This window comes from Kitasatospora misakiensis (assembly GCF_042656005.1).
In the GTDB taxonomy this organism is placed as follows: domain Bacteria; phylum Actinomycetota; class Actinomycetes; order Streptomycetales; family Streptomycetaceae; genus Kitasatospora; species Kitasatospora misakiensis.
This window is the reverse complement of the sequence record NZ_JBHSOF010000053.1, coordinates 33,895-58,289: the sequence shown is the minus strand read 5'-3', so window position 1 is coordinate 58,289 and position 24,395 is coordinate 33,895. Positions and strand designations below refer to the sequence as shown.

Annotated in this window: 22 protein-coding genes; 11 read left to right on the top strand and 11 right to left on the bottom strand. The window is 74.8% G+C overall.

Going from position 1 to position 24,395, the window contains the following annotated elements; translation table 11 throughout:
• From ACFP3U_RS30435 to ACFP3U_RS30425, 3 genes are all read right to left on the bottom strand, one after another.
• Positions 1–914 (bottom strand): hypothetical protein (locus ACFP3U_RS30435; RefSeq protein WP_380228951.1); only part of this gene is annotated, 914 nt, incomplete at its 3' end.
• Between the two features lie 292 nt (positions 915–1,206).
• Positions 1,207–2,343, bottom strand: coding sequence for a hypothetical protein (locus ACFP3U_RS30430; protein ID WP_380228950.1), 1,137 nt, complete (start codon positions 2,341–2,343; stop codon positions 1,207–1,209).
• Between the two features lie 69 nt (positions 2,344–2,412).
• A complete protein-coding gene (locus tag ACFP3U_RS30425; RefSeq protein ID WP_380228949.1) occupies positions 2,413–4,251 on the bottom strand; it encodes a threonine/serine exporter family protein in 1,839 nt (612 codons plus the stop codon).
• 391 nt (positions 4,252–4,642) lie between these two features.
• On the opposite strand from ACFP3U_RS30425, the gene ACFP3U_RS30420 reads away from it, so the two are divergent.
• Positions 4,643–4,957 carry a hypothetical protein gene (locus tag ACFP3U_RS30420; RefSeq protein WP_380228948.1) on the top strand — a complete coding sequence of 105 codons (315 nt, stop codon included), beginning with the start codon at positions 4,643–4,645 and terminating at the stop codon, positions 4,955–4,957.
• A gap of 67 nt (positions 4,958–5,024) precedes the next feature.
• Here the strand turns inward: ACFP3U_RS30420 and ACFP3U_RS30415 are convergent, their stop codons facing one another.
• Complete coding sequence (locus ACFP3U_RS30415; protein ID WP_380228947.1) at positions 5,025–6,233, bottom strand: TetR/AcrR family transcriptional regulator; 1,209 nt, start codon at positions 6,231–6,233, stop codon at positions 5,025–5,027.
• Positions 6,234–6,555: 322 nt separating this feature from the next.
• On the opposite strand from ACFP3U_RS30415, the gene ACFP3U_RS30410 reads away from it, so the two are divergent.
• Positions 6,556–7,713, top strand: coding sequence for an acyl-CoA dehydrogenase family protein (locus tag ACFP3U_RS30410; protein WP_380228945.1), 1,158 nt, complete (start codon positions 6,556–6,558; stop codon positions 7,711–7,713).
• A 100-nt stretch (positions 7,714–7,813) separates the two neighbouring features.
• On the opposite strand, the gene ACFP3U_RS30405 is transcribed toward ACFP3U_RS30410, so the two are convergent.
• The gene (locus tag ACFP3U_RS30405) at positions 7,814–8,080 is read right to left on the bottom strand and encodes a hypothetical protein (RefSeq protein ID WP_380228944.1); all 267 of its coding nucleotides are present in this window, start codon (positions 8,078–8,080) and stop codon (positions 7,814–7,816) included.
• Between the two features lie 163 nt (positions 8,081–8,243).
• On the opposite strand from ACFP3U_RS30405, the gene ACFP3U_RS30400 reads away from it, so the two are divergent.
• On the top strand, positions 8,244–8,561 hold the full coding sequence (locus ACFP3U_RS30400) for a cupin domain-containing protein (protein WP_380228943.1): 318 nt from the start codon (positions 8,244–8,246) through the stop codon (positions 8,559–8,561).
• Positions 8,562–8,619: 58 nt separating this feature from the next.
• Here the strand turns inward: ACFP3U_RS30400 and ACFP3U_RS30395 are convergent, their stop codons facing one another.
• Positions 8,620–9,246, bottom strand: a complete 627-nt coding sequence (locus ACFP3U_RS30395) for a TetR/AcrR family transcriptional regulator (RefSeq protein ID WP_380228942.1) — start codon at positions 9,244–9,246, stop codon at positions 8,620–8,622.
• 135 nt (positions 9,247–9,381) lie between these two features.
• Between ACFP3U_RS30395 and ACFP3U_RS30390 the strand changes: the two genes are divergently transcribed.
• From ACFP3U_RS30390 to ACFP3U_RS30375, 4 genes are all read left to right on the top strand, one after another.
• Entirely contained in the window at positions 9,382–10,938 is a 1,557-nt protein-coding gene (locus ACFP3U_RS30390; protein ID WP_380228941.1) for an MFS transporter, read from the top strand.
• A gap of 164 nt (positions 10,939–11,102) precedes the next feature.
• Positions 11,103–11,741: a class I SAM-dependent DNA methyltransferase gene (locus ACFP3U_RS30385; RefSeq protein WP_380228940.1), complete on the top strand. Its 639-nt coding sequence runs from the start codon at positions 11,103–11,105 to the stop codon at positions 11,739–11,741.
• A gap of 209 nt (positions 11,742–11,950) precedes the next feature.
• Positions 11,951–12,259, top strand: a complete 309-nt coding sequence (tatA, locus tag ACFP3U_RS30380) for a Sec-independent protein translocase subunit TatA (protein WP_380228939.1) — start codon at positions 11,951–11,953, stop codon at positions 12,257–12,259.
• Between the two features lie 173 nt (positions 12,260–12,432).
• Positions 12,433–13,089 (top strand): potassium channel family protein, encoded by a 657-nt coding sequence (locus ACFP3U_RS30375; RefSeq protein WP_380228938.1) that lies wholly within the window; start codon positions 12,433–12,435, stop codon positions 13,087–13,089.
• On the opposite strand, the gene ACFP3U_RS30370 is transcribed toward ACFP3U_RS30375, so the two are convergent.
• The 3 genes from ACFP3U_RS30370 to ACFP3U_RS30360 all read right to left on the bottom strand — a co-directional run bounded on the left by ACFP3U_RS30370 (position 13,086) and on the right by ACFP3U_RS30360 (position 16,222).
• Positions 13,086–13,460: a VOC family protein gene (locus ACFP3U_RS30370; protein ID WP_380228937.1), complete on the bottom strand. Its 375-nt coding sequence runs from the start codon at positions 13,458–13,460 to the stop codon at positions 13,086–13,088. The two genes, ACFP3U_RS30375 and ACFP3U_RS30370, sit on opposite strands and share 4 nt — an antisense overlap.
• 47 nt (positions 13,461–13,507) lie before the next feature.
• A complete protein-coding gene (locus ACFP3U_RS30365) occupies positions 13,508–15,142 on the bottom strand; it encodes an alkaline phosphatase D family protein (protein ID WP_380228936.1) in 1,635 nt (544 codons plus the stop codon).
• 132 nt (positions 15,143–15,274) lie between these two features.
• Positions 15,275–16,222 (bottom strand): hypothetical protein, encoded by a 948-nt coding sequence (locus ACFP3U_RS30360; RefSeq protein WP_380228935.1) that lies wholly within the window; start codon positions 16,220–16,222, stop codon positions 15,275–15,277.
• A gap of 426 nt (positions 16,223–16,648) precedes the next feature.
• Between ACFP3U_RS30360 and ACFP3U_RS30355 the strand changes: the two genes are divergently transcribed.
• Entirely contained in the window at positions 16,649–19,153 is a 2,505-nt protein-coding gene (locus ACFP3U_RS30355) for a helicase-associated domain-containing protein (protein ID WP_380228934.1), read from the top strand.
• Positions 19,154–19,222: 69 nt separating this feature from the next.
• Here ACFP3U_RS30355 and ACFP3U_RS30350 read toward each other — a convergent pair whose 3' ends face one another.
• Positions 19,223–19,486: a hypothetical protein gene (locus tag ACFP3U_RS30350; RefSeq protein ID WP_380228933.1), complete on the bottom strand. Its 264-nt coding sequence runs from the start codon at positions 19,484–19,486 to the stop codon at positions 19,223–19,225.
• Positions 19,487–19,615: 129 nt separating this feature from the next.
• Here ACFP3U_RS30350 and ACFP3U_RS30345 point away from each other — a divergent pair, with 129 nt between their 5' ends.
• Positions 19,616–20,020: a hypothetical protein gene (locus tag ACFP3U_RS30345; RefSeq protein WP_380228932.1), complete on the top strand. Its 405-nt coding sequence runs from the start codon at positions 19,616–19,618 to the stop codon at positions 20,018–20,020.
• 140 nt (positions 20,021–20,160) lie between these two features.
• Positions 20,161–21,798, top strand: a complete 1,638-nt coding sequence (locus ACFP3U_RS30340; protein ID WP_380228931.1) for a DNA repair helicase XPB — start codon at positions 20,161–20,163, stop codon at positions 21,796–21,798.
• A 46-nt stretch (positions 21,799–21,844) separates the two neighbouring features.
• On the opposite strand, the gene ACFP3U_RS30335 is transcribed toward ACFP3U_RS30340, so the two are convergent.
• Positions 21,845–22,006 (bottom strand): hypothetical protein, encoded by a 162-nt coding sequence (locus ACFP3U_RS30335; protein ID WP_380228930.1) that lies wholly within the window; start codon positions 22,004–22,006, stop codon positions 21,845–21,847.
• Between the two features lie 299 nt (positions 22,007–22,305).
• Here ACFP3U_RS30335 and ACFP3U_RS30330 point away from each other — a divergent pair, with 299 nt between their 5' ends.
• Positions 22,306–24,393, top strand: coding sequence for a HelD family protein (locus tag ACFP3U_RS30330; protein ID WP_380228952.1), 2,088 nt, complete (start codon positions 22,306–22,308; stop codon positions 24,391–24,393).
• Positions 24,394–24,395: the final 2 nt, after the last annotated feature.

Sequence of the window (24,395 nt, the reverse complement as noted above, 5' to 3'; positions counted from 1 at the left end):
GCCGCCCGTTCCGCCGCTGCCCGTTCCGCCGCCTCGCGTTCGGCGGCCGCCTTCTCCGCGGCGGCGCGGGCCGCCGCCTCGGCCTCCCGGGCGGCGATCGCCTCCAGTGCCTCGCGCCGCTGCCGTTCCAGCTCGACCGTGGTGCGGCGGGCGGCGGCCAGCTCGGCGAGCAGTTGCTCGCGCCGCAGGCCGGTGGCCACGACCTGGTTCTGCTGCTCCGTCAGCCGGGACTCGGCGCGCTCCCGGGCGGCGGCGACCGGGGCGGCGGCCCGTTCGGCGGCCCCGGTCGCGGTGCGGGCGGCGGCGGAGGCGCGGCCGGCCTCGGCGGCGGTGGAGACGGCCGCGTCGAGGATCTGCCGGGACCGGCCGCTGGCGACCCCGACCACGGCGGCCCGGTCCCCGGCCTCGCGCGGGCCGTGCGCGCCGAGCAGGGCGTTGATCGCGGAGAGCTCGGCGCCGGCGCCCTGCCGGTACGTTTCGGCGGCCAGGGCGGCGGCGTCCTCGGCGGCGGCGGACCGCTCGGCCTCGGCGGCGGCGGCCCGGTCGGCGGCGGCGGACTCCTCGGTGCGGGCCCGGGCGAGGGCGAGCTGGGCGCCGTTGTAGGCCTCGACGGCCTGTTCGGTGGTGCGGGCGGCGGTGTCGAGCTCGGCCCTGGCGGCGGTGAGGCCGGCCTCGATGGCGGCGACCGAGCCGGCCCTGAGCTCGGCCTCGGCCCGGGCCCCGTCGATCTCCTCGGTCGAGGGGTAGGCCTCCTCGGCCGGGCCGGCGGCAAGGTCAGCAGGTCCGGCCGGGCCGGCCGCGGCGCTGGACTCGCCCGGCTCCGCCGGGGCGGCCGGGGCCGCCGCCGCGGCGGGGAGCAGCCCGAGCAGGGCGGTGAGGGACAACAGGAGGGTCGGCAGGAGTCTGCGCGCCACGATTCATCCCTTCGAACGGTCACGAGGGAGCGGTCGCGCACCCGTGCCACCGGGAGTCCGGGGCAGCGAAGGGGACCGGGGCGACGGCGGGCCGGCCGGCGCCCGTTCGTCGCCGGAAGTCCGGCGAAGCATCTCATTCCGTGACAAAGCGGTCACTGCTCGCCATGTTCTCAAGCCGGGCCGATTTCACACCTCAAGCCCGCACCGCCGGCCGGGTGACCATCAGATGATCTGACCGCAGCTCACTCCCAACCGGGCCGTCAGGGTATACGAACGAAGCCCGGGAGAAGCCCTAGCGACTCATCCGGCGCGTGCGCGGTCGCAGCCAGCGGTGCCGGCCGGGTCGGAGGGGCTGCCCGGTCGGCCGGACGGCGTACGTCCGGCCGCGACCGGCCCGGACGGCCCGCTTGCGCTGCTGGGACCGGCTCTGCGGCCCCGCCGGATCGCCCGGCGCGCCGTACCCGCCAGCGCCGCCGTACGCCGCCCCGTTGCCGGCGCCGGCGCCGTTGCCGTTGGCCCCGGGGATCCGGTGGCCGCCGGACGGGTGCTCCCCCGCGCCCGCCGCCGAGCGGCGGTCGGCCAGCCGGGCGGAGCGGCGGGCCAGCGCCCGGGCGGCGTGCGCGTCCAGGTGCGCGCTGGCCCGGGCGGCCATCCGTTCGGCCACCCGGTGGGCGGCCGGGTGGTTGGCCGACACCTTGTCGGGCGCCCCGGCGATCAGGTCGAAGAGCCAGGTGCGGGCGATGTCCGCGCGCCGGTGCAGACGACGCTCGCGCCGGAGCGCCCGGGCCCGGCGGCGCGGGCGCTTGGCGTACCGCCAGCGCGCCCAGGGGCTGCTCGGCCGGGCCAGCCGGATCGCGCCGACCCAGGAGAGGCCGGGCACCATGATGCCGAGCAGGCCGGTCCACATCTTGCCCTTGATCAGGGTGACGACCATCGCCAGCGCGTTCACCGAGATCACCGTGACCAGGCCCCACCTGGTCTCCCCGGTGGGCTCGGCGCCGAGCGGCACGTACCCGACGAGCAGCAGGCCGGTGAAGAGGATGCCGAAGATCACCGCGTCCACCGACTTGCGGCCCTGCTCGCTCCAGTAGACGTCGTCCAGGTGCAGGATCAGGGCGAACTCGTCCAGCACCAGGCCGCAGCCGATGCCGAAGAGCAGGCCGAAGAGGTCGATCCACGGATGGCCGCCGTAGGTGGCGAACACCCCGATGCCGCCGACCAGCAGGAAGCCCAGGCCGAAGACCATGTGGTGGATGTGCAGCCCGCCGGGCGTCACGTTGCCGGGCCACCAGCGCACCTGGGCCCTGATCATCCGCACGCTGAAGCGGATGAAGACGAACGAGGTGATGAACCCGACCAGCAGCAGGAACAGCGGTTGTTTGTGCGCGGCGACGATGTGCTCGCGGTAGCCGTCCAGCAGTGTGGTCATGGGTCTTACCTTCGTTCCTGATGCTGCGTGCGGTCTGCCGCGACATGGCCCGGAGGCCGACGATCGGCGTCAGTAGCCACGGGTGCGCTTGGCCGCCCGGCGGGGGATCACCGGGGCGAGCGAAGGCCGCTCGACCCCGACCGGGAGCTTCATGAAGAGCCGGGCGATCTCCCCTCCCAGGTTCACCCCGATGGCCAGCGCCAGGGCGATCGCGGCGGCCCGGGTGATCTGGACCAGACCCCCGCTGGCGTGGCCCTGGGCGAACGACAGCATGCCGAGGTAGAGCGCCGAACCGGGCATCAGCGGCCCGATCGCGGCGGTGACGTACGGCAGCGCGGACCCGTTGCGGTAGCGCGCCATCAACTGGCCGAAGAGGCCGACCAGCCCGGCCGCCACACCGGTCGCGACGATCGGCGAGAGCTGGGCGTTGTAGGCCAGCACGCCGTAGCTGGCCCAGCCGATGCCGCTGTTCAGGGTGACCAGGGCGAGCGAGCGGCGGTCGGTCTGCAGCAGCATCGCGAAGGCGCAGGTCAGCACCAGCGCGGCGACCATCTGGACCGGCGGGTAGCTGACCCCGGCCAGCGACTCGTCCGGTTTGAGCTTCGCCTCGAAGCCGACCCCCAGGTAGAGGATCAGCATCACGCCGATGACGATGCCCGCCACCAGGTAGATCACCTCCAGCAGCCGGGCCGCGGCGGTGATGTAGAAGCCCGTCAGACCGTCCTGCACGGCGGCGACCAGGGCGCGCCCGGGCAGCAGGGCGAACAGCCCACCGGTGATCACCACCGAGCCGCGCAGGCCCAGGTCGTTGAAGGAGAGCACGATGCCGGAGGCCGCGGCCGGCATCGCGGCCAGCACGAACTGGTAGAACTCCGGCAGTCCGCGACGGGCGACCAGCGAGGCCAGCCGGTCGCCGAGCACGGCGGCGACGAAGGCGCTGAGGAACACCAGCCCGGCCTTGTCGTCGATCCGCCCGCCGACCAGGAAGGTCGCCGCGCCGGCCAGTAGACCGGTGTTCAGGGCGAGCATCCAGGCCGGGTACGGGTGCCGGTTGCGGCGGATCGCCGCGAGCCGGCGGTAGGCGTCGTTGACGCTCACCCGCTCGGCGGTGATGTCCGCGACCAGCTCGTACACGGCGTTCAGCCGGGTGTAGTCGGAGGTGCGGCGGCGGACCACCCGGTCGGCGGTGATCGGCGGCTCGACCAGCGAGGGCTGGTGCGAGATGCCGATCAGGGTGAAGGTGACCTGCGGCTCGCAGTGGTCCAGCCGGTAGGCGTGCGCGATGCCGAGCATGGCCGCCTCGACGTCCTCGGCGGCCTCGCCGCTGGCCAGCAGCAGCTCGCCGATGCGCAGGGTCAGGTCGAGGACGCGCGGGACGTTGCGGCCGGCGGCGGCCGAGGGGTGCAGCTCGCGGGCGGTCCGTTCGAAGGCCGGGCGCTCGGACATCGGGGTGCGCAGCAGGGTGCGCATCCGGTCCGGCCACGGCGCCTCGCCGGGGGCGCCGGGCTTGAGCGTGCCGACCGGGATGCCGGTCGGCGGGGTGTAGCCGGCGGCGCGCCACTCCTCGGGGGTGAGGGTGTCCTCGGCCACCGAGCGGCGGCGGGGCGGCGGGGCGAGCGGCTCGGCGTCGGCCGGCGTCGGTTCGGGCTCGGGTGCCGGTTCCGGCTCGGGTGCCGGCTCGGGCTCGGGTGCCAGCAGGCCCCTGGTCTCGGGAGCGGGCAGGACGAGCGGGATCTCCACGGTCGGCTCGACGACCGGGGCCGGGTGTCCGAGCAGCCCCTCGGTGGGCGGTGCGTCGGACGGGTGGACCGGCCGCGTCCCGGCCGCGGGACGGGCCTGCCGCTGCGACCGGACGCCCCGGCCGCCCCTGGCCCTCTTGCCGCCGCCCGGCCGGCCCCGCTTCGGCACTTCCGCTCCTTGCCGCCCCTGGCGGTGCCGGTCCCCCGGGCCGCCGATCGATCTTCGGATACACCTTGCCTGATCGAACTCCCGGACGCACATGTGCGGGACGGCGGGCCCGGCCGTACGCGGACGCCTGTCCGGCGCGGTGGCGGCCCCCGGCCCCCGGCCCCCGGCCCCCGGCCCCCGGCCCCCGGCGACGATCGGGGTGAAGGTGCGCACGATCGGCACGGCAGTCGGACAATCATCCGGGTACCACCATCGGGCGAATCCCCGCCCATTCGGTGGAGTTCGTCCGTGACGCCGGTGAATCCTGGTCGTGCGACGTCAGGCAACGGCGCTGCGGAGCGGCCACTCCGGAACGCGCCACCATTCGCACCCCATCCTCAGGGAGACCACCGTGTCCCGTATCCGCGCAGCCGCCGCCGTCACCGCCCTCGGGGCCTTCCTCCTCGTCGGCATCGGCACCGCCCACGCCGACAACGGCGCCGGCGCGAACCACGACTCCAACAGCAGCGTGGTGAGCAACACCGGCTCCGGAAACATCATCGGCAACGTCCACGGCAACGTGATCAGCAACCAGCAGACCGCCACCGGCTCAGGTGCGAGCAACCAGAGCAACACGCTCGCCGCGACCGGCAACGCCGGCAACATCGGCGCGCTGCAGGGCAACGGCAACCTCGCCGCGCTGGTCGCCCCGCAGTTCGGCGGCTGAACCGCTCTCCTCCCCTGAGCGCCTCCGCCGATCCCGGCCGGGTGACCGCCCCACCAGCGTGGGGCGGTCACCCGGCCGCGTCGTGCGGGGCAACCGGCTCCTCCGGCCCGGGAAGGCCCAGGACGGCGCGGCCGAGTCGCAGCAGGCAGGCGTCCAGATCCGGCCGCATGCTGGACGGCCGGTTCCGCACCCCGTCGTTGACCAGCGAGAACAGCGCGTGCACCCGGATCCGGGCAGCCACCGCGTCCTCCTCCGGCCGGGTCCGGACGAGCAGGTCCACCCAGCCGCGCAGGAAGTCCCGCCGGAAGTCCACCGCGGCCCGCCGGTCCGGCGGCGCCAGCCGCTCGGTCTCGCTCAGCATCACGCCCAGGTAGTCCCCGTGGCGCCGGGCGAAGTCCACGTACGCGGCCAGGCCCTCCGTCAGGGCCCGCTCCGGCTCGCCCGGAGTGCCGGTGATCGCGCCGCCGACCTCGTGCCAGAGCCGCTCGCGCCCCCGCACCAGGGCCGCGGCCAGCAACTGCGCCTTGCTGTCGAAGTGCCGGTAGACGCTGGGCCCGGCGATCCCCACCGCGGCGCCCAGAAGGTCGGTGCTGACGTTGTCGAAGCCCCGCCGGTGGAACAGCCGGACGGCCGCCGCCAGCAGCTCCTCCCGGCGCGGCTGCGACCCGGCCTCAGAGACGGACACCGGGGCGGACGCGGACGCCCGGACGGCCCCGGCGGCGTCGAAGCGGACGGCGAGCACCGCCGCGAGCACCTCGCGGAGCAGTCGCTCGGCCCGGCGCGGCTGCGGGGCGGCCGACAGGTAGGAGAGCCCGGCGCCCGCCGACAGCGCCGACCAGCAGAGCAGTTCGGCGTCCGCGGCACCGAGTCCGGGGCGTTCGGCGCGCAGTACGGCGGCCATCCGGCCGACGTCGGCGCGCAGTTCGCGGCGGAGCGCCGCCCGCCGGTCCGGGGGCAGCAGCCGGGCGTCGCGCTGCACCAGGGTGCCCAGCGGACGGTGGGCGACCGCGACGGCGGCCAGCCCGGCGGTGAGTTCCGCGGCCGAGCCGGCGGCGCGCACCGCGTCGGCCAGCGCGTCCAGGCCCACCCGGAGGGTGCGGTCGAGCAGTTCGGTCTTGCCCCGGAAGTGCCGGTAGAGCGCGGGCGCGGTGATGCCGACGCCCGCGGCGACCTCCGCCATCGAGACCCGGTGGTAGCCGTCGCGGTGGAAGCGCTCGGCGGCCACCGCCAGGATCTGCGCCCGCCGGGCCCGCACGGGCGGCCGTCGCACCACCATGACGCCCACCCCTCCGGCCGGCCGAGGCCCGCCGCCCGGGCTCCCGGCTCCTGATCGACAGCTACTGGGCTCCGGCAAGGGCACCGGCGACGGCCCCGAGACCGGCCCCGAGACCGGCCCGGAACCGGCTCGTACACCTGTCCCGGCAGGCTAGCAGGCATTCACTTAGGGCCTTGCGGAGCCTTTCCTTCCGGCCCCCGGCAGCAGCCCGGACGCCCTTCGCCCGACCCTGGACAGCCGAAGCTACCCCCGATTAACTTGTGGGGCCATCGGCGGGCCGCCCGGCCGCGCCGGGTCAGGCACCGTCGAAGGGAGCGCCGCCGTGCGCCGCACCGTGTTCACCGAGGACCACGAGGCCTTCCGGGAGACCATCCGGGACTTCATCGCCAACGAGGTCGTCCCCGTCTACGAGGACTGGGAGGCCGCGGGCCACCCGCCGCGCGACTTCTACCGCAAGCTCGGCGCGCTCGGGGTGTTCGGCATCGAGGTGCCCGAGGAGTACGGCGGCGCGGGCGAGAGCGGCTTCAAGTACCAGGCGGTGGTGGTCGAGGAGACCATGCGGGCCGGCGTCAGCTTCGGCTCCTCCGGGGTGCACACCGGCCTGGTGCTGCCCTACCTGCTGGAGTACGCGAACGAGGAGCAGAAGGCGCGCTGGCTGCCCGGCTTCGTCTCCGGCGACCTCATGACCGCGATCGCGATGACCGAGCCGGGCGCCGGTTCCGACCTCGCCGGCATCACGACCACCGCCCGGCTCTCCGAGGACGGCACCCACTACGTCCTCAACGGCGCCAAGACCTTCATCACCGGCGGCGTGCTCGCCGACCTCGTCCTGGTGGTCTGTCGCACCGCGCCGTACGACCCGGAGAACCGCCGGGCCGGACTGTCCATCCTCTGCGTGGACACCGCCTCCCCCGGCTACACCGTCGGCCGCAAGCTGCAGAAGATCGGCCTGCGCAGCTCGGACACCGCCGAACTGGCCTTCAGCGACGTCAAGGTGCCGGTGGAGAACCTGCTCGGGGACGAGGGGAGGGCGTTCGCCTACCTGACCCACAACCTGGTGCAGGAGCGGCTGGCGATCGCGGTCGGCGCGTACGCGGCCGCCGCGGCGGCGGTGCGGTTCGCGGTGCAGTACGTCAAGGACCGCAAGGTGTTCGGCAAGACGGTCGCCGAGTTCCAGAACACCAAGTTCACGCTGGCCGACTGCGAGGCTCAGGTGATGGCGCAGCAGTCGATGGTCGACCGCGCGCTGGAGCTGTACCAGGACGGCGAGCTGACGGTGGCGGACGCCGCGGCGGCGAAGCTGTTCTGCACCGAGTCGGCCTCCGTCGTGATCGACAAGTGCCTCCAGCTGCACGGTGGTTACGGCTACATCCTGGAGTACCCGATCGCCCGGCTCTACACCGACAACCGGGTCTTCCGGATCTACGGGGGCACGAGCGAGGTCATGCGCAGCATCGTCGCCAAGTCGCTCGGGCTGTAACCGGCCCGGCTGCGGAGCGGGGCCCGGAGCCCCGGGACCCGCCGCCGGTGGTTCACCCGTCCGGCCGAGGCCGGGCGGGTGAACCGCCGGAACACCGGACTCAGTTGGGCGAGTGGTGCTCGGCTCGCCACGCCTCCCAGCCCGCCGACGACGCCACCTTGGCCTCGTGCAGGGCCCGATGGGCCAGGGCGGTCGGCGGGGTGTCCAGCCGTCGTACCCAGTCGCGGCCGGCCGTGGCCAGCGCCGCGCACACCATCACCGCGCCCGCCGTCCCGAACAGCGCGCCGATACCCGTGAGCACCGCGCCGCCGGCCAGCAGCGAGCGGTTGACCTGGAACCCGTTGAAAGAACGCTCGTTGGTCGCCATGCCTCCACGATGGGTGCAGTCGGCCCCCGCCGCACGCCGAGCGCACCCGGGCGCGGGTACCCGCACCGGAACGGGCGCCGCTCGGCGTGCGGGCCCGGGGCCGGTCCGGGACGCTGGGCCGCACAGGGGCGCCCGGCGCCGCAGGACGGCAGGAGGACGCGCGATGGTCGATCTCGAACAGCTCGTCGCGGAGCACGCGGCCCGGGCGGCCGAGAGCCCGCACGGCCGCAGCGCCCATCTGGTGCTGCACGACGGGGTGCTGCGGCAGACCGTGATCGCCCTGACCGCGGGCACCTCACTCGACGAGCACAACGCCCCGGCCGCCGCCAGCCTCCAGGTGCTGCGCGGGCGGGTGTCGCTCACCATCGCGGGGCGCCGCGAGGAGCTCTCGACCGGCCAGTTGCAGACCGTGCCGCAGGAACGGCACGGCCTGCTCGCCCACGTCGACTCGGTGGTGCTGCTGACGGCCGTCACCGCCTGAGATCCGCCCGAGGTCCGCCTGAGGTCCGCCTGAGGTCCGCCTGAGGTCCGCCTGAGGTTCAGCCGGTGGGCCCGTGCCACTCCGGACCGCCCGCCGGGACGGCCTTCGGCTTCAGCACCGAGCCGCCGACCAGCTCAAGACCGCGCAGGAAGTCCCGCCCGCTGGGCGCCAGCTCGGGCGCGGCCAGCCACTGCCCGGCCAGGCCCACCAGCAGCGCCTGGTAGAAGATGCCGCGGGACAGCTCCTCCTCCGTGTCCGGCACCTCGGGCAGACCCTGGAAGAGCGCCGACAGCCCGAGCCGCCCGTCCTTCTGGATCGCGGCGAGCGCGTCCCGCAGCTCCGGCACCCGCTCCACGTGCACCATCGCCTCGAACTGCGAGGCCCACAGCCCGCGGTGCTCGGCGATGGTCTCGCGCACGCCGTCCCAGACCGCGACGAACCGCTCCTCCGGGTCCTCGGACGCCTCGGCGGCCCGCGCCACGACGGTCCCCAGCGCGGCGGCCCACTCCTCGGTCGCCTCGATCAGCGCCGCGTCGAGGAGCGCCTCCTTGGAGCCGAAGTGGTAGCCGATGGCCGCCAGGCTGACGCCGGAGGCGGTGGCGATGTCCCGGGCCGTGGTGCGCCCGTAGCCCTTCTCGGTCAGGCAGCGCTTGGCGCCGGCCATGAGGTCCTCACGATTTCCCATGCCCGCATGCTACGTCCGATCAAGACGTTTGTCTTGCACGCCCGTCTCACACACCCATCTCGGACGAACGTCTCGCACGATCGATTCAGACGCTCGTACTAGACAAACGTCTGACACGTCCGTACCGTCTTCCCCATGACCGCAACCACCGGCCGCGCAGGCCGTCGCGAATGGATCGGCCTCGCCGTCCTCCTGCTCCCGACCCTCGTCCTGACCATGGACATGGGCGTGCTCTTCTTCGCCGTCCCCTACATCTCCACCACGCTGGCGCCGAGCGGCACCGAGCAGCTGTGGATCATGGACATGTACTCGTTCCTGCTGGCCGGCCTGCTGATCACCATGGGCGCGCTGGGCGACCGGATCGGCCGCCGCCGGCTGCTGATGGTCGGCGCGGCGGGCTTCGCCGGCGCCTCGGTGCTCGCCGCCTACGCGGACGGCGCCGGTCAGCTGATCGCCGCCCGCGCCCTGCTGGGCGTCGCCGGGGCCACCGTGATGCCCTCGACCCTCGCGCTGATCCGCAACATGTTCCACGACCCCAAGCAGCGTCAGATCGCGCTCGGCGCCTGGGGCGGCATCCTGACCGCCGGCGCCACCCTCGGCCCGGTCGCCGGCGGCCTGCTGCTCGACCACTTCTGGTGGGGCTCGGTCTTCCTGCTCGCCGTCCCGGTGATGGCCCTGGTCCTGCTCGCCGGCCCCGTCCTGCTCCCCGAGTACCGCTCCCCGCAGCGCGGCGGCTTCGACCTGCTCGGCGCCGTCCTCTCGCTGGGCGCCGTCCTGCCGCTGGTCTACGGCGTCAAGACGCTCGCGGTGGACGGCTGGGACGTGGTCGCCGCGCTCGCCGTCCTGGCCGGCCTGCTGCTCGGCGGCGCGTTCTACCGGCGCCAGCGCACCGCCGCCAACCCGCTGCTCGACCTCGGCCTGTTCAGGATCCGCGCCTTCAGCGGGGCGATCACCGTCAACACCGTGGCGATGTTCGCGATGATGGGCTTCACCCTCTTCACCTCGCAGTACCTCCAGCTGGTCAAGGGCATGAGCCCGCTCACCGCCTCGCTCTGGTCGCTCGTGCCCAGCGTGGGCGTCGGCGCGGCCGTCGGCCTCAGCTCGGCGCTCGCCGGGAAGGTCCGCCCGGCGGTGATGATGGCCGGCGGCTTCCTGATCGGCGCGACCGGCTTCGCGATGATGACCCTGGTCGGCAAGGACTCGCCGCTGGCGCTCGTCCTCACCGCGGCGGGCGTGCTGGCCGCCGGCACCGTCGGCACCATGACGCTCACCGCCGAGCTGGTCGTCTCCTCGGCCCCCGTCGAGCGGGCCGGCGCCGCCTCCGCCACCTCCGAGACCGCCGTCGAGCTCGGCAGCTCCCTCGGCATCGCGCTGCTCGGCGCGGCCGGCGCCGCGGTCTACCGCTCCCGGCTGGACGGCGCCCTCCCGGCCGGGCTGGACGGCGAGGCCGCCCGCACCGCACAGGACACCCTCGGCGGCGCGGTCACCGTCGCCGCCCAGCTGCCCGCCCGGCTCGGCACCGACCTCCTCGCCACCGCCCGCACCGCCTTCACCGACGGGCTGCACGTCGCCGCCGTGGTCGGCCTCGTCCTCGCGGTCGGCGCCTCGCTCCTCGCCTACCGCCTGATGCACCACCTCCCCGCCGCCGCCCCGGCGCCCACCGCCCCCGACGCCGCCCCCGCCACCGTCTGACCGGCCCCGCCCGATCCCCCGCACGCGCGTCATCGCGGCCCCCGCCCACCCGGCGGTTTCTAGGGGCCGCCGCGTTGTCCGGACCCGCCCCCGGCCGGCCTCTCCCCCGCGGGACGCGCGATATCCGGGTGCGGAGGGCGGTGGCGGCGTGCCAGGGTGCAACCATGGTCGACGACATGAACCACGGGCGGGTGCGGGCGAGTTATGACACGGTGGCGGAGGAGTACCGGGACCGGATCGGCGGCGAGCTGGCGTTCAAGGTGATGGACCGGGCGCTGCTCGGGGTGGTGCTGGAGGAGGCCGCCGGGGGGACGGTGGCGGACCTGGGATGCGGGCCGGGGCACGTCACGGGGTGGCTGGGCGAGCGCGGGGCCGAGGCGGTCGGCGTGGACCTGTCGCCGGCGATGGTGGCGGTCGCCCGACGGGACCACCCCGGGCTGGAGTTCCGGGTCGGCGACCTGCTGGGACTGCCCGCCGCGGACGGCGAGTTCGCCGCCGCGGTGGCGCTCTACTCGGTGATCCACCTCGCGCCCGAGGAGTTGCGGCCCGCCTTCGAGGAGATACGGCGGGTGCTGCGGCCGTCCGGGGTGCTGCTGGTCTCCTTCCACCTGGGCACCGAGGTGCGGACGCTGGACGAGTGGTGGGGCCACCCGGTGGACGTGGACTTCCACTTCCTGGAGCCGGACACCGTCGCCGGCCTGCTGGCCGAGGCCGGGTTCACCGTCACGGCCAGGCTGGAGCGCGGCCCGTACCCGGAGGAGGCGGAGACCCGCCGCGGCTACCTGCTGGCCCGTCGGGACTGATGGTGCGGGCGGTGCGGTCGGGGGGGCCGCCGACCAGGCACGATGCCCGCCGAGCCGCTCGATCGTCCGTCCGCGCAATACCTGGTTTTTGACCAGCGTTTCCCGACCGGTGTATACGTTCGCCGCCCCGGGCAGGCATACTGGCCAGCACGGGCGCTTTGCCCAACTGTGACGTACGACTCTAGACGAGAAGGGACCGGTGGCCAGGGATGCTGCGTAACGGTCTTGAGCCCTGGCACGTGCTTGTGGTGCTGGCTGTCGTGATCCTGCTGTTCGGGTCGAAGAAGCTGCCGGAGATGGCCCGCGGCCTCGGCAAGTCGATGCGGATCCTCAAAGCGGAGACGAAGGCGATGCGCGAGGACGACGCTCCCGCCGCCGACGCCGCGCCGGGCACCGCCCAGAGCACCGCCGCTCCGGCCCAGCCGGCCCAGCCGGCCGCCGAGCAGCCCCGCCAGGCCGTGAACCCGACCAATGTGACCAAGGCCACCGAGCAGCCCCGGTCCACCACCACCGCCTGAGCCGACACGCGGCGGCACGAAGCCGGCCGAAGCCCCCGCCCCACGGCGGGGGCTTCGTCGTGTCCGGCCCCGGCCGGCCGCACGCACGCACACCCGCCCACACGCCCGGCGACCCGCCCCGGACGGAGCAGCCCGGGGCGCGGTCGCGGTCGCACCGGGGCAGGCTGGCCGGGATGTTCGCGAACCAGCAGCCCCCGCCGACGGCCCCGCCGCCCCGGGACCGTCCCGACCCGCGGGCCTGGGGTCTGCTGCTGGGCTCCTTCACGCTGCTGATGCTCGGCTACTTCACCCTGCCGCTGCGCGCCCTGGGCAACGAGCAGCCGGTGGTGGGCTGGGTGCTCTTCGGGGCGGTGCTGACCATGCTGACCGGGCTGCTGCTCTCCCGGATCGTCGACAGCATCCGGGGCACCGGCCGCCACCCCGGCGTCTGGCTGGCGTTCCTGATCTGCCTCTCGCTGACCGTCTTCGCCGGCACCTACTACGTCCTGGCCGACCGCCCCGGGGAGTTCGACGGGCTGGAGACCCGCCTGGACGCGCTGTACTTCACGGTCGTCACGATGGCGACCATCGGTTACGGGGACATCACCCCGGCGGGGCAGGGGCCGCGCCTGGTGGTGCTCCTGCAGATCGCCTACAACTTCGTGTTCCTGGCGGCGGCCGCCGGCGCCCTGAGCCGGACCGTCCGCTCCGGCATGGAGACCCGCGCCCAGCGCCTGGAGGACGATCCCGAGCACCGCCGCCTCCGCCGCCCCGGCCGCCGCCCCGGTCACGGCAAGCACCACTGGGACCGGGACGACGACCGTGACGACAGGGACCACGGGGATGGCTAGGAGCGGCTCGCGTCGATCACGCAGAAGCGGTTGCCGTCCGGGTCCTCCAGCACCACGAAGTCCGGGTCCTCCGGATAGAGGTCCCAGTCGGTCCGGAGCGCGCCGAGGCCGAGCAGCCGCTCCACCTCGGCCGCCTGGTCCGCCGCGTCCGCCGCGTAGAGGTCCAGGTGGACCCGGGGGTGCTCCTGCGGCGGGGTGACGCTCCGGCCGAGCGCCACCTGGACGCCGGACGCCCCGTCCGCCGGCTGGAGCACCACCCAGTCGTCCTCGACCACGCCGTCACGGGGCACGTACCCGAGGGCCTCGCCCCAGAACGCCACCGCGCGGCGGACGTCCACCACTCCGAGCACCACGGAACCGATTCTCAGCATGCCGCCGATTGTGCCGGACGGCCGGCCCGGCGCACGGTCAGGCACGGTCAGGCGGGGACCAGGCCCGGCTCGCCGGCCACCACGGCCCAGGAGGCGGAGGTCCGCACCGGCGACTCCCGCACGGCGATGCTGTCCACCGTCCGGGCGTCGGTCAGCCACCGCTCCCGGTCCACGTCCAGCCGCAGGTAGCCGCGGCGCAGGCCCTCGAAGTACCGCACGTGCGGGTTGAGCGTGGGGTTGAGCGCCTTGAGCGGCGCGTCGAAGGCGGCCGGGAAGTCCGAACTGATGCTGGTCGCCGTGAACTCGACGGCGACCGGGGCGGCGGCGAGGTCGTCGCGGTCGATCCGCAGGTCGCTGAACCAGGAGGAGTGGATGTCGCCGGCGAGCACCACGGGGTTGGCCACCGCGGCGTCCCGCAGGAAGCGCAGCAGCCGGGCACGGGCCGGGTCGTAGCCGTCCCACTGGTCGAGGTTGGCGAGCGGCGGCAGCGGGTGCGCCGGGTCCAGGAAGTTGGGGAAGCGGATCTGGCTCATCATCACCTGCTGGGCTATGACGTTCCAGCGGGCCCCGGAGCCGGCCAGCCCGCGGCGCAGCCACTCCTCCTGCTCGGCGCCGGTCAGCGTGCCGGCGGTGTTCCCCAGGCCGTCGCCGACGGCGCCGAAGTCCTGCGAGTGGCCGCCCGGTTGGTCGGTGCGGTACTGGCGGGTGTCGAGCACGTTGAGGCGCAGCAGGTCGCCGAAGTCGAAGCGGCGGTACAGCCGGTAGTCGGGCGAGCCGGCGCGGTACGGGTTCCGCAGCGGCATGTGCTCGTAGTAGGCCTGGTAGGCGGCGGCGCGTTCGCGGGCCATCGCGGCGGTGTCCTGGTGGCGGGCGCCGGTGTCGTCGACCTCGTCGACCAGGCCGGCGTAGTTGTTCTCGACCTCGTGGTCGTCCCAGGTGACGATCCAGGGGAAGGCCGCGTGCGCGCCCTGCAGGGCCGGGTCGGTCTTGTACAGCGCGTGCCGGGCCCGGTAGTCGGCGAGGGTGAGCAACTGGTTGAGGCCGGGGGTCTGCGGGGTGGTGTGCAGGCGGTCCGGGTACCGGCTGTCCGGGTCGGTCTCGTAGATGTAGTCGCCGAGGTGCACGACGGCGTCGAGGTCCTCGGCGGCCAGGGCGGTGTACGCGGGCCAGTAACCGTGCTGCCAGTCCTGGCAGTTGACCACGCCGAGGCGGAGCCGGCCGGGGCGGGCGCCGGCCGCCGGGGCGGTGCGGGTGCGGCCGGACGGGCTCAGGTGGCGGCCCGTGCGGAAGCGGTACCAGTAGTCGCGGCCGGGCTGGAGCCCACGGACGTCGACGTGCACGCTGTGCGCGTATCCGGCCTCGGCGACGGCGACGCCGCGCCGGACGACCCGGCGGAAGCCCGGGTCCGCGGCGACCTCCCAGGACACCGGCACGGAGCGGGCGCCCAGGGACGCGGCGTCGAACGGGTCGGCGACCAGCCTGGTCCACAGGACCACGGCGTCGGGCAGCGGGTCCCCGCTGGCCACGCCGAGCAGGAACGGGTCGCGCCGGACCGGTTCCGCGTGCGCCGTACGGATGTTGAGCGCCTGGGCGCCCGCGGCGACGGCCGCGCCGACCAGCAGGCCGCGGCGGCCGATCACGGCGGACCGCCCGGGGGTGGCCGGGGACGGGGATGACGACATGGGGGGCCTCCTGCTGTTGTTGCGGACCGATAACACCACGGCTGACATTCCATCAGGCGGGTGTGCGACGCTCCATGAACAGCAGGCGACGCCTTCGTCCCACTTCGGCCCCAGGGTCCGTGCCGACGTCCGCTAGGCCGTGCCACCGCCCTTTCGACGCAGGGACATCAGGAGCAGGAAGACCGCCGACAGCACCGCCGCCACCCGCAGCACCCCCGGCGCGGCCTCCCACATCGCGTGGGAGCCCTGCTCGCCCGGCTGCGGCGCCGCACCCCAGCGGCCCTGCGCGCGGCCCCAGTACCAGAGCGAACTCCCGCTGATCACCATCAGCGGGATCCCGAACACCGCCAACTTGCGGGTGAAGTCGGACAGATGGCGGGAGAGGTAGCCGAGTGCCCAGCCGATCAGCATGGCGATCAGCTGACCGGTGACGGCGCCGCCGATCAGGACCGCGGCGGAGAGCAGCAGCAGGAACGAGGGGCGGCGTCCGCCTGCCGACCCGGGCTTGGCCGGCCCGCCCGCCGCGTCAGGGGCGCCGTCGGCGGGGGCGGACGCCGGCGGACCGCCCTTGCCCCGCGCCTGGGCCTGGGCCTGGGCCCTGGCCGCCTTCCTCCCCCGGCCCTTGCTCTTGCCCTTGCCCTTGCCCTTGCCCTTGCCCGCTGTGTCCGCTGTGTCCGCTGTGTCCGCTGCGGCATCCCCCGCCGTCGCCGGGTCGTCCGCCGCCGTCCCCGGCTCCGGTCCGGGCTCCGCACCGGGCTCGGTGGCGGACCGCTGGTCGGGGATCGGGCGGTTGGAGGCGATCGGGCCGTCCCCGAAGTCGATGGTCACGTAGTCCCAGTCGCCCATGCTCACGGCGCGGTAGGCCGGTGGCAGCGCCTCGGGGTCCGCGGGGGCGTCGTCGACCGGCTTCGCCGTCCACGGCGAGCCGCCGTCCCGGCCCGCACCCCGGTCGGAGCGCGCGGGGGCCGGCAGGAACGCGCCGGCCGACCCGTCCGGCGCCCCACCGGACGGCGGCCCGGCGGGGCGCGGCGGCACCGGGCGGCGGGGCGGAGCGGCGGGCGCCGGCTCCCGCGCGTACACGCTGTCCCCGTCCCCACCGGAAGTCCCCGCACCGGACGCCCCGCCGGACGTCCCGGCACCGGATGCCCCGGCACCGCCCGGCGGCTCGCTCCAGGGCCCCTGCTTGCGCCACCACTCGCCGTCCGACATCCCCACACCCCGCCTTGCCCGTACCGAACCGGACCCGACACACGTCCGGACGAGGCGTCATCCCCGCCGACCGTGACGGTACCCACCCGCCGCCCCGCCACGCGAGCCGGAACGCCGCCCGGCCGCACCCGCGTTCGCATCCGCGCTCCCGCCCGCGTCCCCACCGGTGTCCCCACCCGCGCCGCCGACGCCGCGCCACCGAGCTACCCCACCGGTGCCGGGGATCCCCCCGACGCCGCGGATTCCGCCGACGCCGGGGCCCTCCCACCCCGCCGTCGCCCGACTAACCTAGGTCGAATGACCACACAGCAGGGCTCCCAACGCCAGGCCAAGCCCGTCGCCGGCCCCCGCACCCTCGCCGAGGAACTGCGCGCCCGTCCCGACGACGACCTCGCCGCCCTGCTCCGGTCCCGCCCCGACCTGCTCAACCCCGTGCCCGGCGACCTCACCCAGCTCACCGCCCGGCTGTCCTCCCGCGCCTCCGCCCTGCGCGCGCTGGAGCGGCTGGACCGGTTCACCCTCCAGGTCGCCGAGGCCCTCGCCGCGCTCCCCGACGGCGCCTCGCCGACCGCCGTCCGCACCCTGCTGGCCGGGCCGGTCAAGGTGAAGCCGCACCCCGAGGCCACCCCGCTGAGCGCCGCCGACCGGTCCGCCGTCGCCACCGCGCTGCCCCGCGCCCTGGCCACGCTGCGCGACCGGGCCCTGCTCTGGGGCCCGGACAACGGCCTGCGCCTGGTCATCGCGGCCCGCGAGGCGCTCGCGCCGACCGCCGCCAACCCCGGCCGCACCGGCCTCGGCCCGACCTTCGCCGAGGCGAGCACCGGCATGTCCCCGGCCCGCCTCCAGCAGCTGCTCGCCTCCGCCGGGCAGCCCGCGACGCCCGACCCGGTCACCGCCGTCACCGCGTTCGCCACGCTGCTCGGCGACCGCGCCCGCTGCGACGCGCTGCTCGCCACCGCCCCCGAGGCCGCGCTGCGGCTGCTGGAGCGGCTGGTCTGGGGCCCGCCCACCGGCACCGTCCCGGACGCCACCCGCCCGGTCACCGCGCAGGACGCGCAGAGCCCGGTCGAGTGGCTGCTGGCCCGCGGCCTGCTGCTGCCCACCAGCCCCGGCAGCGTCGTCCTGCCCCGTGAACTCGCCCTGCACCTGCGCGGCGGCCGCTCGCACCGCACCGTCGAGCCGGTCCAGCCCGAGCCCGCGCCCGCCGCCGCGCCGCGCGATCCCCAGGCCGTGGACGGCGCCGCCGCCGGGCAGGCGCACACCGCCGTCCGGACCGTCGAGGAGCTCCTGGACCTCTGGGGCCTCACCCCGCCGCCCACCCTGCGCGCCGGCGGCCTCGGCGTGCGCGACCTCAAGCGGGCCGCCCAGGCCCTGGAGACCACCGAGTCGGTCGCCGCATTCTGGCTCGAACTCGCCTACACCTCAGGCCTGTTGGCCCCGGACGGCGAGGTCGACGAACACTGGGCGCCGACCCCCGGGTACGACGAGTGGCTGCGCCTGGACACCGCCGAGCGCTGGACCGTGCTCGCCCGCGCCTGGCTCGCCGCCACCCGGGTCCCGGCCCTGGCCGGCAGCTCCGACGGCAAGGGCAAGGCGCGCGCCGCGCTCGGGCCTGAGCTGGACCGCACCCTCGCCCCCTCCGTCCGCCGCGCCGCCCTCGCCCTGCTCGCCGAACTCCCGCCCGGCACCCCGGCCACCACCGGCGAACTGCTGCCCACCCTGCGCTGGCAGCGCCCGCTGCGCGGCGGACCGACCGACCCCGACGGCCGCGACCTGCGCGAGCACCTGGTCACCTGGACCCTGGCCGAGGCCGAGCTCCTCGGCATCACCGGCCGCGGCGCCCTCGCCGCCCCCGCCCGCGCCCTGCTCACCGCCGAGGCCGACCCGGCCGGCGTGCTCGCCCCGCTGCTGCCGCGGCCGCTCGACCACGTCATCCTGCAGCCGGACCTCACCGCGATCGCCCCCGGCCCGCTGCTCACCCCGCTCGCCCACGCGCTCGCGCTCTGCGCCGACATCGAGTCCAAGGGCGGCGCGACCGTCTACCGGTTCACCCCCGAGTCGGTCCGCCGCGCCCTGGACGCCGGGCGCACCGCCGCCGACCTGCGGGCCTTCCTCACCCAGCACTCCCGCACGCCGGTCCCGCAGCCGCTCGGCTACCTGATCGACGACGTCGCCCGGCGGCACGGCCTGCTGCGGGTCGGCGCCGCCTCGTCCTACCTGCGCTGCGACGACCCGGCCCTGCTGAACGAGATCCTCGCCGACCGCCGCTCCGCCGACCTGCGGCTGCGCCTGCTCGCGCCCACCGTGCTGGCCGCCCAGGCGGCGCCGGACGCGCTGCTCGGCACGCTGCGCGCGATGGGGTACGCGCCGGCCGCCGAGTCCGCCGAGGGCGACGTGCTGATCACCCGCCCGGACAGCCACCGCACCCCGCCCCGCGCGGCCCCGGTGCCTGTCCCGGACGGCCCGCCGACGCCGGACGACACCCTGCTCGCCGCCGCCGTCAAGGCGATCCGGGCCGGCGACCGGGCCGCCACCGCCGTCCGCCGCGAGCCCACCGTCCCAGCGGGGCGCCAGCTGCCGCGCACGGCCGCCGCCGAGACCCTGGCGGCCCTGCAGACGGCGGTCCTGCTCGGCGAGCGGATGTGGATCGGCTACCTCAACGCGGAGGGCCTCGCCAGCCAGCGCATCATCGACCCGGTGAAGGTCGAGGGCGGCTTCGTCACCGCCTTCGACCACCACGACGGCGAACTGCGCACCTTCGCGCTGCACCGGATCACCGGAGTCGCCGAACTCGACGAGTGACCGGCGCGGGGGCCGTAGGGCACATGGGGCCGTACGACGCACGGGGCCGTACGACGCGGCCCCCGGGTCTCAGTGGCCCTGCTGCTGGGCCTGCTCGGCCTGCTTCTCCTTGATCGCCTTGTCCGCCATGGCGGCGAGGTCGCCCTGCCCGACCGGCATCACGGTGTCGGCCCCGGCCAGCTCGGCGAGCAGGAACCCGGGGGAGGCCAGCAGTCCGCCCGGCCCCTCGCCGACGCCCGCGATCGCGTGCGCGGAGGTGGCCGTGGAGGCGGTTGCGGCGAAGGCCGTACCGGCCAGGGCGAGAGCGGTGAGGACGCGCTTCGACTTGTTCATGCACGGATCAACGAGCCACTCCCGCCACGGTCACCCCCCGCACCCCGTCCCGCACGGCCCGTACCCGCGGTTGACGCATCGCCTCCACCGGCGTAGTCCGGAATGCGGGGGCTGATGAAAGGAGTCATCATGCTCGGCGATCTCATTGGCGACACCCAGGGCCGGGACATCGGCCGACGCGTCCTCGACGCCGGGGACGGCCACGTCGTCGTGGAGGTCTCGTTCGAGGGCGGCGGCAGCTACTACGGCACCGCGGTCAACGGCTTCGGCACCTACGAGTCCGAACTCCGCGCCGACGGCAGTCTGCGCGGCGAGGGCCAGGGCGTCGACATGACGGCCGACGGCCAGAGCGTCACCTGGCACGGCATCGGGATCGGCCACTTCACCGACGGCGGCGGCACCAGCTGGCGCGGCTCGCTGTTCTTCTCCACCAGCTCACCGCAGCTCGACCGCCTCAACCACGTCGTCGGCCTCTTCGAGTACGAGGTCGCCGCGGACGGCAAGTCCACCGGCAAGTTCTACGAGTGGAAGTAGCCGCTCACCGAGAGCGGTGAACGAGGACGGTCACCCGGGGCGGTCCCCTCCACCCGGCCGGATGCGCGACACTGGAGGGTCGGCATCCCGCAGGACCCACGGACCCGACCGACCTGTCAGCCAGTGGAGGGCTTCCCCGCGTGAACGACGGACCGCTCATCGTCCAGAGCGACAAAACTCTCCTCCTGGAGATCGACCACCCCAAGGCCGCCGACTGCCGACGGGCCATCGCGCCGTTCGCCGAACTGGAGCGGGCGCCGGAGCACGTGCACACCTACCGGGTGACCCCGCTCGGGCTGTGGAACGCCCGGGCCGCGGGCCACGACGCCGAGCAGGTCGTCGACGCCCTGGTGACGTACTCGCGCTACCCGGTGCCGCACGCGCTGCTGGTCGACGTGGCCGACACGATGGCCCGCTACGGGCGGCTGCGGCTCGCCAAGCACCCCACCCACGGCCTGGTGCTGAGCAGCACCGACCGTCCGGTGCTGGAGGAGGTGCTGCGTTCCAAGAAGATCGCCCCGCTGGTCGGCGCCCGGGTCGACCCGGACACCGTGGTCGTGCACCCCTCCGAGCGCGGCCAGATCAAGCAGGTGCTGCTCAAACTCGGCTGGCCCGCCGAGGACTTCGCCGGCTATGTGGACGGCGAGGCGCACCCCATCGACCTGGAGGAGAACGGCTGGAGCCTGCGCCCGTACCAGGCGCAGGCGGTCGAGGGCTTCTGGCACGGCGGCTCGGGCGTCGTGGTGCTGCCCTGCGGCGCCGGCAAGACCCTGGTCGGCGCGGCGGCCATGGCGCACGCCAAGTCGACCACGCTGATCCTGGTCACCAACACCGTCTCGGCCCGCCAGTGGAAGCACGAGCTGGTCAAGCGGACCACGCTCACCGAGGACGAGATCGGCGAGTACAGCGGCACCAGGAAGGAGATCCGCCCGGTCACCATCGCCACCTACCAGGTGATGACCACCAAGCGGAAGGGCGTCTACGCCCACCTGGAGCTGTTCGACGCGCGCAACTGGGGCCTGGTCGTCTACGACGAGGTCCACCTGCTGCCGGCCCCGGTGTTCAAGTTCACCGCGGACCTCCAGGCCCGCCGCCGGCTCGGTCTGACCGCCACCCTGGTCCGTGAGGACGGCCGGGAGGGCGACGTGTTCAGCCTGATCGGCCCGAAGCGCTTCGACGCGCCGTGGAAGGAGATCGAGGCGCAGGGCTACATCGCGCCCGCCGACTGCTGCGAGGTCCGGGTCACCCTGACCGACTCCGAGCGGCTCGCCTACGCCACCGCGGAGCCCGAGGAGCGCTACCGGTTCTGCGCCACCACGGCGACCAAGCGGCGGGTGGTGGAGGCCCTGGTCAAGAAGCACGAGAAGGACCAGACGCTGATCATCGGGCAGTACATCGACCAGCTCGACGAGCTCGGCGAGGTCCTGGACGCCCCGGTGATCAAGGGCGAGACCAGCAACGCCCAGCGCGAGAAGCTGTTCGAGGCCTTCCGCAACAAGGAGATCGGCGTGCTCGTCGTCTCCAAGGTCGCCAACTTCTCCATCGACCTGCCCGAGGCGACCGTCGCCATCCAGGTCTCCGGGACCTTCGGCTCCCGGCAGGAGGAGGCCCAGCGGCTCGGCCGGGTCCTGCGCCCCAAGGCGGACGGCCACGCCGCCCACTTCTACTCCGTGGTCGCCCGGGACACCGTCGACCAGGACTTCGCGGCCCACCGCCAGCGCTTCCTCGCCGAACAGGGCTACGCCTACCGCATCATCGACGCGGACGACGTGCTGTAGCGGGAGCCGTCGGACGGCCCGGCTCGGACGGCCCGGCTCGGAGGGCTCAGTAGCGGACGCCGTCGCGCCCGAGGAAGATCACGCGCGCGGCGGTGTCCAGGGCGATGCCGACGTTGCGCACGGCGGTGCCCAGCGGGTGACGGCGGCGCCCGGCGGCGGCGGTGGCGCCGGCCGGGGCGGTACGGGTGCGGTGCTGTGGAGTGCTCATGTGTTCCACGGTAGGCACCCGATCGGCCGCGGCCATCACCCCAAAGGCCGTACCCGACGGGACGGAGGTCGTCCTCCGGAGGTACGGAGGCCCCGAGCCCCTCGGGGGCGGAACCCCGAGCGGTTCGGGGGTGGAACCCCGAGGGGCTTGGGGCTGGAACCCCGGGGCCGACGCGGCTAAGATCGTCCGTCTGTCCCCTCCCGAACCGTGGTACCCGCTGAAGTCGCGCGGGCAGCCGGGGGAGGTGCCGGCCGCTCGGCAACCGGCCGGCTGTCCCCACTGTGAGCTCCGACGATCCGCTGCGCCCGCGTACGGGGCAGCCGGAAAGGTTCGCTGTGCCCGCCACCCCCACCACCGACCCCCTGCAGCGCGAGCGCGACCACCTCGCCTCCTCCCGGGCCGCGCTGCGCGCGATGCGCGAGGACGTGGAGTCCCTGGACATCCGCGACGTGACCGGCACCTGGGTCACCGCCATCGTGCTGCAGAACCAGATCGAGGCCCGGATCGCCGCCCTGGCCGACCTCGCGCACACCCCGCTGTTCTTCGGCCGGCTCGACTACCTGCACGCGATCAGCGAGGAGCTGAGCGAGGGTTCCGGCGGCGAGAGCTTCTACATCGGCCGCCGGCACGTGCACGACGCCGACGGCGATCCGATGGTGATCGACTGGCGCGCGCCGGTCTCCCAGCCGTTCTACCGGGCCAGCCGCACCGCCCCGATGGACGTCGAGCGCCGCCGCCGCTTCGGCTACACCGGCGGCGAGCTGACCGCGTACGAGGACGAGCACCTCTCCGACCCGGCCGAGGGCGACACCGCCTCCGCCCTGCTAGCCGCCGAGATCGAGAAGCCGCGCGTCGGCCCGATGCGCGACATCGTGGCCACCATCCAGCCGGAGCAGGACGAGATCGTCCGCGCCGACATCTCCGGCACCCTCTGCGTCCAGGGCGCCCCCGGCACCGGGAAGACCGCCGTCGGCCTGCACCGGGTGGCGTACCTGCTGTACGCGCACCGGGAGCGGCTGGCCCGCACCGGCACCCTGGTGATCGGCCCGAACAACGCCTTCCTCTCCTACATCGAGCAGGTGCTGCCCGCGCTCGGCGAGTTGGACGTCGCGCAGGCGACCGTGCAGCAGCTGGTCGGGCACGTCGAGGTGCGCGGCGAGGACTCCCCCGAGGCGGCCCGGCTGAAGGGCGACGCCCGGATGGCCGAGGTGCTGCGCCGGGCGGTCCGCTCGGGCATCGCGCTGCCCACCGAGCCCTGCGTGGTGGTCCGCGGCTCCCGCCGCTGGCGCGTGCCGGTCCACGAACTGACCGAGATCATCGAGGAGTTGAAGGGCCGGGAGATCCGCTACGGCGCAGCCGCCGAGGCGCTGCCGCAGCGGATCGCGCACGCCGTCCTGCTGAAGATGGAGCAGTCCGGCGAGGCCCCGGACGACCGGGTGCAGGACGCGGTGGCCCGCAACGCCGCCGTGAAGGCGACGGTCAAGCAGTGCTGGCCGGCCGTCGACCCGGCCAAGCTGGTGCTGCGGCTGCTCTCCGACCCGGAGTTCCTGGCCGCCTGCGCGGAGGGCGTGCTGACCGCCGAGGAGCAGGCGGCCGTGCTGTGGCCCAAGCCCGGCCGCTCGGTGAAGACCGCCCGCTGGACCGCCGCCGACGCCGTCCTGGTCGACGAGGCGACGGACCTGGTGCGGCGCACCGCCTCGCTCGGACACGTGGTGCTGGACGAGGCGCAGGACCTCTCGCCGATGCAGTACCGCGCGGTCGGCCGCCGCTGCAGCACCGGCTCGGCGACCGTGCTCGGCGACCTCGCCCAGGGCACCACCCCCTGGGCGACGGCGAGTTGGCCGGAGGCGCTGCACCACCTGGGCAAGCCGGCCGCGCACGTCGAGGAGCTGACCAAGGGCTTCCGGGTGCCGGAGGAGGTCATCGCCTACGCCTCCCGGCTGCTGCCGTCGATCGCCCCGGGCCTGGCCCCGGCCACCTCGGTCCGCGAGGCCCCGGGCTCGCTGACGCTGCGCCGGGTCGCCGAGGAGGAGCGGGCGGAGGCTGTGGTCGAGGCCTGCCGGCGGGCGCTCGGCCGGGAGGGCTCGACCGGTCTGATCGCCGCCGACGCGCGGATCCCGCTGCTGGCCGAGGCGCTGACGGCGGCCGGGCTGCCCTACCTCGCCCCCGGCACCGAGACCAGCGCCGAGGCCCGGCTCACCCTCGTCCCGGCCTCGCTGGCCAAGGGTCTGGAGTACGACTACGTGGTGCTGGACGAGCCGGCCGCGGTGGTCGCGGGCGAGCCGGACGAGCGGACCGGTCTGCGGCGGCTGTACGTGGCGCTGACCCGTGCGGTCTCCGGCCTGGAGGTGCTGCACGCCGAGCCGCTGCCGGAGCAGCTGCGGTAACG